Source organism: Kribbella catacumbae DSM 19601 (assembly GCF_000372465.1).
GTDB classification, from domain to species: domain Bacteria; phylum Actinomycetota; class Actinomycetes; order Propionibacteriales; family Kribbellaceae; genus Kribbella; species Kribbella catacumbae.
The window spans coordinates 1-13,222 of sequence record NZ_AQUZ01000082.1; the positions used below are offsets into that span (position 1 = coordinate 1).

General features: G+C 68.9%; 12 protein-coding genes. 5 read left to right on the forward strand and 7 right to left on the reverse strand.

The annotated features are described in order from the left end of the window. The 6 genes from A3ES_RS0142445 to A3ES_RS0142470 form a co-directional block, all read right to left on the reverse strand. On the reverse strand, positions 1 to 1,099 hold a 1,099-nt coding region (locus tag A3ES_RS0142445; protein WP_020392937.1), incomplete at its 3' end, for a DUF222 domain-containing protein. Positions 1,100 to 1,210: 111 nt separating this feature from the next. Further along, the gene (locus A3ES_RS0142450) at positions 1,211 to 2,503 is read right to left on the reverse strand and encodes a DUF58 domain-containing protein (protein WP_020392938.1); all 1,293 of its coding nucleotides are present in this window, start codon (positions 2,501 to 2,503) and stop codon (positions 1,211 to 1,213) included. Continuing rightward, positions 2,503 to 3,477: an AAA family ATPase gene (locus A3ES_RS0142455; protein ID WP_020392939.1), complete on the reverse strand. Its 975-nt coding sequence runs from the start codon at positions 3,475 to 3,477 to the stop codon at positions 2,503 to 2,505. Before A3ES_RS0142455 ends, A3ES_RS0142450 begins: the two co-directional genes overlap by 1 nt. After that, the gene (locus A3ES_RS0142460) at positions 3,474 to 4,619 is read right to left on the reverse strand and encodes a DUF4350 domain-containing protein (protein ID WP_020392940.1); all 1,146 of its coding nucleotides are present in this window, start codon (positions 4,617 to 4,619) and stop codon (positions 3,474 to 3,476) included. Before A3ES_RS0142460 ends, A3ES_RS0142455 begins: the two co-directional genes overlap by 4 nt. Further along, entirely contained in the window at positions 4,616 to 5,254 is a 639-nt protein-coding gene (locus A3ES_RS0142465; RefSeq protein ID WP_020392941.1) for a DUF4129 domain-containing protein, read from the reverse strand. Before A3ES_RS0142465 ends, A3ES_RS0142460 begins: the two co-directional genes overlap by 4 nt. Then, positions 5,254 to 6,264, reverse strand: a complete 1,011-nt coding sequence (locus tag A3ES_RS0142470) for a hypothetical protein (protein WP_020392942.1) — start codon at positions 6,262 to 6,264, stop codon at positions 5,254 to 5,256. The genes A3ES_RS0142465 and A3ES_RS0142470 overlap by 1 nt, the downstream gene beginning before the upstream one ends. Positions 6,265 to 6,491: 227 nt before the next feature. Between A3ES_RS0142470 and mtrA the strand changes: the two genes are divergently transcribed. The 5 genes from mtrA (at position 6,492) to hpf (ending at position 12,286) form a co-directional block, all read left to right on the forward strand. Then, on the forward strand, positions 6,492 to 7,169 hold the full coding sequence (gene mtrA, locus A3ES_RS0142475; RefSeq protein ID WP_026163715.1) for an MtrAB system response regulator MtrA: 678 nt from the start codon (positions 6,492 to 6,494) through the stop codon (positions 7,167 to 7,169). 110 nt (positions 7,170 to 7,279) lie between these two features. Further along, positions 7,280 to 8,896, forward strand: coding sequence for an MtrAB system histidine kinase MtrB (gene mtrB, locus A3ES_RS0142480; RefSeq protein WP_026163716.1), 1,617 nt, complete (start codon positions 7,280 to 7,282; stop codon positions 8,894 to 8,896). After that, a complete protein-coding gene (locus A3ES_RS0142485; protein ID WP_020392945.1) occupies positions 8,893 to 10,674 on the forward strand; it encodes an LpqB family beta-propeller domain-containing protein in 1,782 nt (593 codons plus the stop codon). The genes mtrB and A3ES_RS0142485 overlap by 4 nt, the downstream gene beginning before the upstream one ends. Before the next feature lie 206 nt (positions 10,675 to 10,880). Beyond that, positions 10,881 to 11,432: a ComF family protein gene (locus tag A3ES_RS50375; protein WP_020392946.1), complete on the forward strand. Its 552-nt coding sequence runs from the start codon at positions 10,881 to 10,883 to the stop codon at positions 11,430 to 11,432. Positions 11,433 to 11,659: 227 nt separating this feature from the next. After that, the gene (gene hpf, locus A3ES_RS0142495; RefSeq protein WP_020392947.1) at positions 11,660 to 12,286 is read left to right on the forward strand and encodes a ribosome hibernation-promoting factor, HPF/YfiA family; all 627 of its coding nucleotides are present in this window, start codon (positions 11,660 to 11,662) and stop codon (positions 12,284 to 12,286) included. A gap of 81 nt (positions 12,287 to 12,367) precedes the next feature. On the opposite strand, the gene A3ES_RS0142500 is transcribed toward hpf, so the two are convergent. Further along, positions 12,368 to 13,162: a S1 family peptidase gene (locus A3ES_RS0142500; protein ID WP_020392948.1), complete on the reverse strand. Its 795-nt coding sequence runs from the start codon at positions 13,160 to 13,162 to the stop codon at positions 12,368 to 12,370. Positions 13,163 to 13,222 lie beyond the last annotated feature (60 nt).

Sequence of the window (13,222 nt, forward strand, 5' to 3'; positions counted from 1 at the left end):
GCGGCGCGTCTTGATCCGCCTCGTGGTCCAGGTCGGGCTCGGCTTCCAGGTAGTCGTAGGGCGGCTCCGCGGCGAGCGCTCCAGCCAGGTCCTGCTCGGCATCCACGGAGGCGCGGGGCGGCTCGGTGGCGGACGCTTGGGGCGGGTCCTGCCCGGCGGCGGTGAAGCCGCGGGGTGGCTCGGTGGTGGACGCTTGCGGCGGGTCCTGTTCGGCGGTGGTGGGGTTGTGGGGTGGTTCGGTGGTGGGTGTTGTGGGTGGGGTGTCGCGGGCTTCTGCGGGTTCTGCGGGTTGTGTGGTTGGGGAGGTGGGTGTGGTGGGGTGGGTGGCGAGGTAGCGGGCTGCGGCGAGGAGTTCGTAGGCGGCGGGGTCGGCGATCCAGCCGATGGCTTTGGCGCGGCGGGTTGGGAGTGGGTCGGGGTCGCCGAGCATGTGGAGGGCCCAGGCGAGGTCGTTGATGGTGGCGTCGAAGCGGATGACGGCGCCGGCGGGGGCTTTGACCCAGATGGTTTTGGTGCCGTGGTCGTCGGAGGGCTGGACCCAGACGCCGTGTTCGCGGGCGCGTTCTTCGGCGGCTTGTCGGGCGGCTTCGGGGTCGGCTTCCTTGATGACTGCTTCGACGATTTTGTGTAGCCGGTAGGCGGAGATGGTGTCGATCAGGGCGACGACGCGTTCGTCGACGAGTGCTGCTGCTTCGGCGGATAGTTTGAGGCAGGCGCGGGCGACGGCGCGGGCGCGCCAGACGATGGCTTGACCGTTGCTGGTTTTGGCCCAGATCCGGGGCAGCCGGTGGCGCAGCGCGAGTGCTTCGCCGATGTAGGCGGCGGCGGCGCCGCTGGATATTTTCAGCAGGGCGCCGAACTCGGCTGGGGCGAACTCGGCGATCGGCGGGCAGCCGTCGCCGCCGTACACGACGAGACGCTCGCCACCGCGCTGTCCGGAGGTCTTCTGGAAGGCGGGCGGCAGGATGGCGTGGAGGTCGGCGAAGTGCAGCGCTGCCTGGAGTTTGCCGAGCGCTGCCCGGTTTTCCTCCACGTCGAACTCGACCGCCGCGTCCAGTGTCGCGGCGGCGTCGAAGTCATCCCAGCCATCATCGAACATGTCTTCGATTCTAGCGCAGGCCAAGGCTCCCAACGAAATCGAGAACGGGCCGATATCCCTTATCCACAAGGGGAAAGGATCACACTCGGAAGCCGCCAAAAGCGGGTATACCTAGAGTCGGCCGGCTTTTTTCAGGGAAAGGTAGGTGTCGGCTAGGGCGGGGGCTATTTGGTCGGGGTTTTCGTCTACTACGGTGGCGCCGGCTCGGGTTAGGACGGCGGTTACTCGTTCGCGGTCCAGGCGGGTTCGGGCGGCTGAGGCTGCGCCGTAGATCTCGATCATGTCGGAGCGGGTGGACTCCATCTCCGTGAGGCGGGGGTCGGCTACGGAGGCCAGGACTACGACGTGGCGGCGTAGGAGTGGGCCGATGACTGGCAGGAGCGACTCCTCGATCACTGCGGGGTCCAGGCCGGTTAGGAGTACTACGAGGGAGCGCTGGCCTAGGCGTTCGAGTACCTGGGAGACGACTACGCGGAAGTCGGTTTGGACGAGTTGGGCGTCTACGTTGGCCAGGGCGTTCACGAAGGACGGTAGGACGTCTTGTGGCGCCGGCCGGCGGACGTCGGCGCGGACCTCGGAATCGCAAGCCAGCAAGGAGACTCGGTCGCCCGCGCGGGTGGCCAGGGCTGCCAGCAACAGGGCTGCGTCCATCGCGTGGTCCAGACGAGGTGCGTCGCCGACTCGTCCGGCCGACATGCGGCCCGAGTCGATCACGATGGCCACCTGTCGGTCGCGCTCTGGCCGCCAGGTACGCAGTACGACGGTGTTGCGGCGGGCGGTGGCTCGCCAGTCGATGCTGCGGACGTCATCGCCCGGTACGTAGTCGCGCAGCGAGTCGAACTCGGTGCCCTGGCCCCTGACCATCAAGGCTGTTCGGCCATCGAGCTCACGCAGCCGCGCAAGCCGTGACGGCAGGTGCTTGCGGCTGTTGAACGGCGGCAGCGCCCGCACTGTCCACGGAACCTTGTGCGACCCCTGTCGCCCGGCAAACCCGAGCGGACCGATCGACCGCACGGTCACGCGATCAGCATGCCGATCCCCACGCCTGGTAGGGACCAGATGCGTCGTCAGTCGCCGCCGCTCCCCGTTGGGCAGGTCGAGCTTGTGTGGCGGGTCCTGTACTCCGGCAGAGGGCGGCCACGCATCCCGCAGCAGCCCCTTGACCCGACGTCCCGGGTTGGCGACCAGCAGCGTCACCACAGCCGGCTGACCCAGCCGTACTGCGGTGTCGCCCTCACGGCTGAGCTGCAGCCGCCGGGGCGAGCCGGCCAGCAGTAGGTCGACCAGGCACACCAGCAACACCACGGCGACCACCAAGCCGACCCCTGCCCACCTGGGCATCGCCAGGGCGACGAAGAGGACTCCCAGTCCGGCTAGTACGCCGGCCCGGCCAGTGAGGACCATCAGCGTGGCACTGGCACCGTGGCCAGCACGCTTTCCAGTACTGCGTCCGCCGTGACACCTTCCAGCTCGGCCTCGGGCCGGATCTGCACCCGGTGCCGCAGGCAAGGACGCGCCATCGCCTTCACGTCATCGGGGATCACGTAGTCGCGTCCCGACAACCACGCCCACGCCCGAGCCACCGCAAGCAGCGCAGTAGCTCCACGAGGCGACACACCAAGCTGCAGCGAGGGCGACTGCCTAGTGGCCCGGCACAGATCCACTACGTAGGCCAACACGTCTTCCCGTACTGCGACCCGCCGTACTGCGGCCTGCCCAGCCAACAGGTCTTCCGGGCCGGCCACGGGACGCAGCCCGGCCGCAGCAAGGTCGCGCGGGTCGAACCCGTGCGCATGCCGGGCCAGTACTGCGATCTCCGCGTCGCGCGGCGGGATGTCCAGCGTCACCTTGAGCAGGAACCGGTCCAGCTGGGCCTCGGGCAACGGGTAGGTGCCCTCGTACTCGATCGGGTTCTGGGTCGCGGCGACTACGAAAGGCACCGGCAGCATCCGGGGCTCGCCGTCGACGGTGACCTGCCGCTCCTCCATCGCCTCGAGCAGCGCGGCCTGCGTCTTCGGCGGCGTCCGGTTGATCTCGTCCGCGAGCAGGATGTTGGTGAACACCGGCCCCTTGCGGAACTCGAACTCGCTGGTCTTCGCGTCGTACACGAGTGACCCGGTGACATCGCCGGGCATCAGGTCGGGCGTGAACTGGACCCGCTTGGTCTCCAGCCGCATCGCCATCGACAGTGCTCGCACCATCAGCGTCTTCGCCGTCCCCGGGACGCCCTCCAGCAGCACGTGGCCGCGGCAGAGCAGGGCGAGGACCAGTGCGGTCACGGCCGTCTCCTGGCCGACCACAGCCTTGCCGATCTCGTTCCGCAGCTCGACCAGAGCCTGCCTGGCCCGTTCGGGGGTGACCTCGGTAGCGGTCGTCACGGGTGTCGTACCTCCAGCGTCAGCACGTCTAGCTGATTGGACAAAAACATGAGGTCGGAGTCATCGGCCGGTGGTTGACCGTAGAGCAGTTCATAGAGCAGTACTGGATCCCGGCCGGTCCGGGCGGCGACTGTCGACACCACGGCGGTCGGGTCGGCTCTGCGCGGGATGCCGTGCGCCTTGTGGAGCTTGCCGAGGGCAGACTCGCGCAGAGCGGCCGCAGCTCGATCGCGAGCCCTGGAACGCCGGTAGAGCCTCGCCCGGCCTTCAGTGGTCTCCGCCGCGTGCACGATGACCGGCAGCGGCTCCGGCACGACCGGGCCGAGCCGACGACCACGCCAGATCGCTACGACGAAGGCAGCGAAGGCGAGCGCCCAGGCGATGTACCGGACGTCCGGTGGCACCAGCGGCGGCCCATCGGCCTTGTCCCCGTCGTCATAGCCGTCGGTCTCGTACTGCGGCAGATACCAGACCAGCTCCGGGTGCGTGCCGATCAGGTTGAGCGCGAGCGCTGCGTTGCCGTCGTCGGCCAGCTCGGCGTTGGTGAAGGTTCGTGTCGACCCCACCACGTCCACGATCTGGCCGCCCGTCTCGAGCCGGATGACTGTGTGGTTGATGCCGTCGCCGTAGCAGGCGATGGCCGAGTCGGGAGCGGAGTACGAGACACCGCTGACGGTCGCAGTACCGGCTTTGACGGCTGCGGGGAGGTCGCAGTCGGGGGAGCGGCTGTCCTTGGGCAGTGTCGAGCTCGCATCCAGTACGCCGGGGGCAACGACCTCTAGCGCTTTTGCACTGGGCCGGATGAGGACTATATGGCTCCAGCCGGCCCGGGCGATGTCCTGCCAGTCGGAACGGCTCAGTGACCCACCGGGAGCGACCAGTAGCGTCTTGCCCGCGGCGGAGTCGACGGCGGTCTGCAAGTCCTCGGTGCCCATCACGTCGACGCCATGGTTCTTCAGCAGAGCCGCGAGAGCCTTGGCGCCAGCCGGCTCGGCAGAGTCCGGGCTGAACGGCCCAGAGGTCCGGGCGGCTCCCGCGATGAGCAGAACCAGTACGCCGAGCACGACGACTCCAGTGGCCAACAGGGGCACCCGCAGCGCCCGCCAGGCCTCAGTGCCGCTCCGGCCGACCGCCGTACTCACTCCTGCACCAACTGTCGCGTCGAAACGTGTCTGGCTGCGTCATCGGCCGCTACTACCTTGGCGTAGCGCTCCGCAGTACCAGGGCGGTTGCCGTAGACAACCTCCGTGAACATGAGTGCCGCAGGCTGCAGCGGCTCCCGCAGAGCCGGTACTACGCGTCCCGCATCCGCCACGGCCTCGTACGCCGTACGCCCGGGGCGCTCGTCCAGCACCGTCCGCTCGGTGAGCTCCGCGACGCAAGCACGGAAGCGACTCCGCACCGCAGCCGTGTAGTCACCTTGTGCTGCCTCTGCTTCGGCCTGGGATCGGTATTCGGACGCACCGCGTGGTCTGCTGGTCTCGAAGACCGCCTGGCCCTTGGTGCCGCGCGTAGTTCGCAGTACCCCGGCTCGCCAGAGGACCACGACCACCACCAGCACGATCAGGCCGACCAGCATGAACAGGCCCGCGTTGCCGTCCGGGGACTGGCCGGTCAAGCTCCTGAGCGTGTCCGAGATCCACTCCAGGACCTCGTTGACGACCCGGGAGACGATGTTGTCGCCGGCCTGGCCGTAGGCAGGCTTCGCCAGCTCCTTGGCGGCTTCCTGCGCGGCCTGGTCGCGAGTGATATCGATCGGTGGCTCGAGAAACATCATCACCCTTGCCTGAGGACGGGACGCAGCCACAGGTCGAGCCCTTCGCGCCGAACCCGCAGATCCAGATAGATCAGCGCCTGGACCGCGGACATGAACGCAAGGCTGGCGATCAGAGTCAGGATGGTCGCCACCCCGGCCGCGACGCCCAGTACGACGGCGACGATGGTCGCGCTGGTCTCCTCGCTCCCGTCGGCCCAGGAGCCGAGGGTGGCGACCAGGGTGCCGATTCCGAACTGCAGCGCGTAGCTGACGATGTTCACCACCACCCCGCCGAACAGCAGGATGCCCAGGACCCGCCAGAACTTGCCCCGCACCAGTCGCCAGGACCGCCGCAGCGAGCCCCAGATGCCAACCCTGGCAGGGATGTAGAGCCCGATGTCAGGGGCGTGCTTGCCCTCCATCAGGACCACGGTGCCGGCCAGTACCAGCCGGATCCCGAAGATGAGCACCAGCACGCCGCCGACCAGGATCAGCACGAAGGCGAGCAGCCCGGCGACCTCCGAGGAGATCAGCGCGTCCGCTCCGGCACCCACGCCGAAGACGGCCAGTCCCCAGCCGGCGATGATCACGACGAAGAAAAGGGACTGGACGGCACCGACGGCCGCGAGCGCCGGCAGCGACCGGCGTACCAGCCGGAGCAGTTCTCGCGGGCCGACCCGGTGGGCAAGCTGGCTGCGGACAGCCGCCAGGGCGATGACGCCCGACAGCATGCTCGACACCACAGCGAACAGGACCAGTTGCAGCCCGTACATGACCAGCATGGAGATGCCGGCCTGTTCGAACGGGGAGTCGGCGTTGAAGAAGCCGCTGATCCCGCCGGGCACGGTGAGCTGGGTCAACGCGGCCTGTACTGCGGCCAGCGCGATCCCGGCCAGCACCGGGAGGCCGAGCATGATCGCCTTGTTGTCGGAGATGGTCCGGGCGGCGTTGTCGAGCAGATCGGCCGGCAACCACGGCCGGAGCGGCTCGGAGTACTCCGAACTCTCGTAGACCCCGATGTCGTCGCGCATCCCGCCCCCTCCCGGCTCCTCGTGGGGTTGTCCCCGGCCCCTGCAGTGCACCATGATCACAGCCCGGGCGGGCCATACCGCCTATTAGTAGAGTCCCGCTCGGCGATCCGGCGTGTGCGTTCCCCGGGGAATGGGACACTATCCGTAGTGCGAACGACCAGCGCCCGCTGGGCGCACTAGTGGATCCGGACCGGCAAGGAGCAGGCGTGGCAGAAGGTAACCGGACGATGCGGGGCCGAGTCCTCATCGTCGATGACGACACGGCGTTGTCCGAGATGCTCAGCATCGTGCTGCGCAACGAGGGCTACGACACCTACCTGGTCGCCACCGGCGACAAGGCGGTGCCTGCGTTCCGCGAGTTCAAGCCCGATCTGCTGCTGCTCGACCTGATGCTGCCGGGGATGGACGGGATCGACGTCTGCCGCGCGATCCGGGCCGAGTCCGGCGTACCGATCGTGATGCTGACCGCCAAGAGTGACACCGTGGACGTGGTGCTGGGCCTGGAGTCCGGCGCCGACGACTACGTGGTGAAGCCGTTCAAGCCCAAGGAGCTGGTGGCCCGGATCAGGGCCCGGCTGCGCCGGATGGACGAGCCCGGGCCGGAGTCGCTGACCATCGGCGACCTGACCATCGACGTGGCCGGGCACTCGGTCAAGCGCAGCGGTGAGACGATCCAGCTCACCCCGCTGGAGTTCGACCTGCTGGTCTGCCTGGCCTCCAAGCCCTGGCAGGTGTTCACCCGCGAGGTCCTGCTCGAGCAGGTCTGGGGCTACCGGCACGCGGCCGACACCCGGCTGGTCAACGTGCACGTCCAGCGGCTGCGGTCCAAGATCGAGAAGGACCCGGAGCACCCGGAGATCGTCGTGACGGTCCGTGGCGTGGGTTACAAGGCTGGTGCGGACTGATCGAGTACGGACGCGACGACCAGTCGCCGGCGGAGACAGCTACAGAGTCCCGCGGAACAGAGATCGAGCTCACCGCCGCCGGGGTCGATTGGCACGCCCTGCCGCAGCCGCTGTGGCGGACCCACCCGCGACACTGGCCGGACGTCTGGCGCCGCTCGATCCAGGCCCGGATCGTCACCGGCACCCTGCTGATGTCGACGATCGTGCTGATCCTGGTCGGCTGGGTGATGATGAGCCAGGTCACCGACGGCATCCTGGAGTCCCGCCGCGACAGCGCCCAGAAGGAAGCTGTCGCGCAGCTCGCGTCCCTGACCGGCTCGATCAACGCCGCCGACCCCGCCCAGATCGCGCAGAAGCTGTCGGTACTGGTCGCCGGCTCCAACCGCCCCGGCCTGTACGAGGTGGTGCTGATCCCGACCGACCGGGCCGACTCCAACGCGATCCGGTCCACCGGTCTGGTCAAGAGCGACTCGATCCCGGCCGAGCTGCGCGCTTCGGTCGCTGCCGACGGCACCAAGCTCTACGACACCTATCTGCGGATCGACTACTTCGACGGCGTCCAGAGTGAGCCGGGCCTGGCGATCGGCTCCCAGCTCCGGGTGCTGAACTCCACCGCCCAGCGGTATGAGGTGTACTTCCTGTTCCCGCTAACGGCGCAGAAGGAGACCCTGGACGTCGTCCAGCGCGCACTGGTCACCGCCGGGCTGCTGCTGGTCGTCCTGCTCGGCGCTGTCGCCTGGCTGGTCACCCGGCAGGTCGTCACGCCGGTCCGGATGGCACGGCGGATCGCGGAGCGGCTTGCTGCCGGGCGGCTCGAGGAGCGGATGCAGGTCCGTGGTACCGACGACCTGGCCCGGCTGGCGGTGTCATTCAACAAGATGGCCAGCAACCTGCAGCAACAGATCCGCCGGCTGGAGGAGCTGTCGCGGCTGCAGCGCCGGTTCGTCTCCGACGTCTCGCACGAGCTGCGGACGCCGCTCACCACTGTCCGGATGGCCGCCGACCTGCTGCACGAGACCCGGGACGACTTCGACCCGATCACCCGCCGCTCGGTCGAACTGCTGCAGAACGAGCTCAACCGGTTCGAGGAACTGCTCGCCGACCTGCTCGAGATCAGCCGCTTCGACGCCGGCGCCGCCGCGCTCGACCTGGAGGACGTCGACCTGCGCGACATCGTCTCCCGGGTACTGGAGAACCACGAGACGCTGTTGCAGCGCAAGGGCTGCGAGGTCGTGCTGGCCATGGCCGAGCCGTGCCGCGCCCAGGTGGATTCGCGCCGGATCGAACGGATCCTGCGCAACCTGATCGGCAACGCGATCGAGCACAGCGAGGGCCGGCCGATCCTGATCAGTACGGCGTACGACGAGGAGGCCGCGGCGGTGGCCGTTCGCGACCACGGTGTGGGCTTCCGGGCCGAGGAGGCCGACATGGTGTTCAGCCGGTTCTGGCGGGCCGACCCGGCTCGCGCCAGGACCACCGGCGGCACCGGGCTGGGCCTGTCGATCGCGCTCGAGGACGCCCGGCTGCACGGTGGCCGGCTGGACGCCTGGGGATCACCGGGCGACGGCGCGTACTTCCGGCTGACGCTGCCGCAGCGGCCGGACATCACGCTGACCGGCTCGCCCCTGCCCGCGCGGCCGGCCGACGCGGTCCGAGTGGTGACCGGGATGTCGCTGGTCGACGTCGGAGCGCCGTACCAGAAGCTGACCGGTGGTGACGAGTCGTGAGAGCCAAACTGCTGGCCGGTGCGCTGGCCATCGTCCTGCTGGCGACCGGCTGTGCGACGGTGCCGACCAAGGGCCCGATCCGCAACAGCAGCCAGGACGCGCCCGCCCCGGCCCTTGGCGGCATCGGGGTCGAGGCGCAGCCACCGCGGCCCAAGGCGACGGCGATCCAGCTGGTGAACGGCTTCCTGGAGGCGATGTCGGACTCGCGCGCCTTCGACGTCGCCCGGCAGTACATGACCCCGGAGGCCGCGGGCAGCTGGAAGCCCGAGTCCAGGACCCTGGTCTACGACCAGAGCTCCAGCTCGGCGGTGTCGCAGGGGCCCGACGGCAAGGTCAATCTGTCCGCGCCGCAGATCGGCAACATCGACGCCCGCGGCTCCTGGACCGCGGCCCCTCCGGGCGAGCAGGTCAACTGGGTCTTCGAGCTGACTCAGGTGAATGGCGAGCTGCGCGTCTCGAACGTGCCGCCCGGGGTGTTCCTGGGCAGCAATCAGCTGGAGCCGAAGCTGACGCCCCGCGCGCTGTACTTCTTCAACCCGTCCAAGCATCTGCTGGTCCCGGACCCGGTCTTCCTGCCGCAGAACGTAACCTCCGGCCAGGCGGCCACCCAGCTCATCCAGGAGCTGCTGAAGGGCCCGACCGATCGGCTCGGCAACGGCGTGGTGTCCGCCGCGCCCCCCGGTACGACGGTGAACGTGTCCGTGCCGGTGGAGTCCGGCGTCGCCACGGTGACCTTGAGTGACAACGCCGCCTCGCTGACCGAACCGGTGGACCGCGAGAAGCTGGCCGCCCAGATCGCCTGGACGCTGCGCCCGATCACCAACCGGGTCCGGATCACGGTCGCCGGGGCGCCGCTGATCCCCGACCAGCCCGACGACATCCTGTCGTTCAGCAACTTCAGCCAGTACGACCCGTCCGTGCAGAGCGGCCGGCTGAAGGACCTGTACGGTCTGCTCGACGACGGCAAGATCCAGCGCATCCAGGGGCAGGACGGCGCTCAGAACATCGAGCCCAAGCCGATCAAGGACAGCCTGCTGTACCGGTACCACGCGGAGTCGTTCGCGGTGAACCTGCGCGGCGACTCCGGCGCGATCGCCAGCCACACCAAGGGCGGCGCGCCCGTGATCTTCTACGGCCGGCTCGACGACAGCGCGAAAAACGAGCAGGGCGTCACCTCGATCCCGGCCGACGGCAAGGTGCTGCGGCCGAGCTTCGACAACGAGGAGAACCTGTGGATCCTGGACCGGGCCGACAGCTCGAAGCCCAGGCTGCGGGTCCGTGGGGCGGACGGCAAGCTGACCAACGTGGTGACCAAGTTCGGCAAGTCCACTCCGATCGCGCTGCGGATGGCGCCGGACGGCGTCCGGGCGCTGCTGGTCATGCAGTCGAAGGGCGTCAACACCGTGCAGACCGCGACGGTCGAGACCAACGACGCCAAGCAGCTCGTGCTGGGCAAGTTCCGGCCGCTGCATCTGCCGCTGGTGGATATTACCGATGCCTCGTGGAACAGCCTGGGCATCCTGGTCGCCGGCAAGTCGGCGAAGGGTGAGGACCCGCGGCCGTGGCAGGTCAACGTGGACGGCTCGCAGCCGCGGGTGATCCCTGGCGCGAGCAGTGCGTTCGACGCGATCCACGTCGCCTCCAACCCGAACCTCGACACCCTGCCCGCCGTCCAGGACGCGAACGGGCAGCTGCACTGGCAGGGCAAGGACCTCAACTGGGTCGACATGGCCGACGGCACCGAAGACCTCAAGATCTCGCCGGTGTATCCCGGCTGACCCGGTTTTCCACAGGCTGGCGTGGCCGCGGTTGCGGCTCGGCGGGCGATCACGGATCGTGGTCCGGGTGGCTGCTGCGGGATGCGCTGGTCGATCTCGTGCTGGGTGGGCGGTGTGCGGGGTGCGACCGGCCCGGGGTGGCCCTTTGCCCCGACTGCCGGGCCGCGCTCGCCGTCAGTACGGCGTACCGGGCCTGGCCTGAGCCGGTGCCTGCCGGGTTGCGGCCGACGACGGCCACAGCGGAGTACGGCGGGGTCGTGCGGTCCGTGATCCTGGCGCACAAGGAGCACGCTCGGTATGCGCTGGCCCGCCCTCTCGGTGAGGTGCTCGCCGTGGCGATCCAGGGTGCGCTGAAGCCTCGGCGCGCCGCCTGGCTCTGTCCGGTGCCGTCCTCGCGATCCACGGTCCGCGAGCGCGGTCACGATCCGCTCCGGCGGATCACGGTGAGCGCGGCCCGGCAGCTCCGCCGGGGTGGGTACGACGTCCGGCTCGCCGACGCGCTGGCCGTCGTACGGCAACCGCAGGACCAGTCCGGCCTGTCCGCTCAGCAGCGCGGCGACAATCTGGCCGGGGCTTTTGCGGCCCGTTCGCGCTGGGCTGAAAGGCTGACGGATCAACCGGTGATCCTGATCGACGACGTTCTCACGACCGGATCCACGCTCGCCGAGGCGTGCCGAGCCTTGGCATCGCGGGGAATTCCGGTCCTCGGCTGTGCCGTGCTGGCCGCCACCCGGCGGCGCGCGGTGCCCGGTTCATGAGAACTTCCCTACCGGTTTTCGCCGAAGCCGACTAGCGTTGGCTTATGACACCCGCTTGGGCTTGTCGGACAGGGATGTGGGCGAGGACCGGATCAGCCGGAATCCTTCCCACCCAGTCCGCCGGGCCGGACAGCGGGTGTTCTCGTTTCGGGCGTCCGGGTGCCGCTGAAGGCATGACCGACGGGGGTCCGAAGACGTAACAGAGTCGCCGATCGATGGAGGTTTCCGTGGACGTCGTTGTCAAGGGTCATCACTGCGAAGTCAGTGACCGCTTCCGGCAGTACGTCGAGGAAAAACTCGAGCGGATCGAGAAGATCGATCACCGGGTACTGCGATGCGAGGTAGAAGTCAGCCTGGAGAAGAACCCGCGACAGCACGATCGGGCCATGCGCGTCGAGCTCACCATGTACACCAAGGGACCGGTGGTCCGGGCCGAGGCGACGGGAGAGACCAAGCAGGCAGCTTTCGACGTGAGTCTCGACCGGCTGCGGGCCCAGGTCCGGAAGGCGGCCGACCGGCGCCGGGTGCACACCGGCCAGCACGCCCCCGAAGGACTGCGGCACGTCGCCGCCAAGCAGTCAGCCAACGGCACCGGCGCGGTGCTGGAAGAGACGGCCGCCGAAGACACGGTGACCACCCAGAAGTTCGGCTCGCTGACGGTGACCGGTGACGGGCCGCTGGTGATGCGCGAGAAGACCCACACCGCCAAGCCGATGTCGCTGGACCAGGCGCTCTACGAGCTCGAACTGGTCGGCCACGACTTCTACTTGTTCGTCGACGCCGACGAGAACCAGCCCAGCGTGGTTTACCGCCGCCGCGGCTACGACTACGGCGTCATCCGCTTGGCCGTCTGACTTCGGGAGGAGTCACAAAGATGATGGGCCCGGTCCTGCTGGACCGGGCCCTTCATTTCCTTCCCCTGTGAAGGTCTGGGGCTAGCTGTCGATCTGCGCCTGCAGCGCGGCGGCGTAGGTGGCGACCTCGGCGTAGACGCCCGGGTTGCCGGCGTCCGCGCAGCCGATGCCCCAGGAGACGACGCCGAACAGGCGGCCGTTCAGGACGAGCGGTCCGCCCGAGTCGCCCTGGCAGGAGTCCTTGCCGCCCTCTTTGTAGCCGGCGCAGATCTCACCGGCCGCGCTGTAGTTCTGGCTCGCGTACACGTCACTGCAGTACGCGTCGCCGAGTACCGGCGCGGCGACCTTCTGGAACGTGTCCGCCGGGCCAGTGCCCTCGGTGGCTCCCCAGCCGTAGACGACGGAGGCCGCGCCGGCCGTGTCGGCAGCAGTACTGGTCTCCAGTGCCAGCGTCGGGACGCCCTCGAACGGCGTCGCCAGCGTCATCACCGCGACGTCGTGGCCGGGGGACTTCCCGTACTCCGGGTCTGCCCAGATGCTGGTGATCTTCGACGTCTTGCCGCCCGTGTCGGTCAGCTTGTCGCGACCCTGGATCGCTGTGTACGTGCTCGCCGCCTCGGTCGCACAGTGCGCGGCGGTGACGATCTTGTTGGCCGCGACCAGGGTGGAGCCGCAGTACTGGCCGCTGGGGGACGGAGAGCCGCTGTTGTTCAGGGCAATGGCCCACGGTGCGTCGGCTGTTTTGGCGAGTTCTCCGCCGACGATCCGGGTTTTTGGTCCGTCCGGTGCCGGGGCGGCGTTCGCGGATACCGCTCCGAGAGATGCCGCGGTCAGTACGCCGGCCATCAGAACGGCGCGCGCCAGTGCTGCTTTCATGCCTCACACTCCAGGGTCATAGGGGCCGAGCGGGCGGCACGGCCTACTGGGCACCATCTC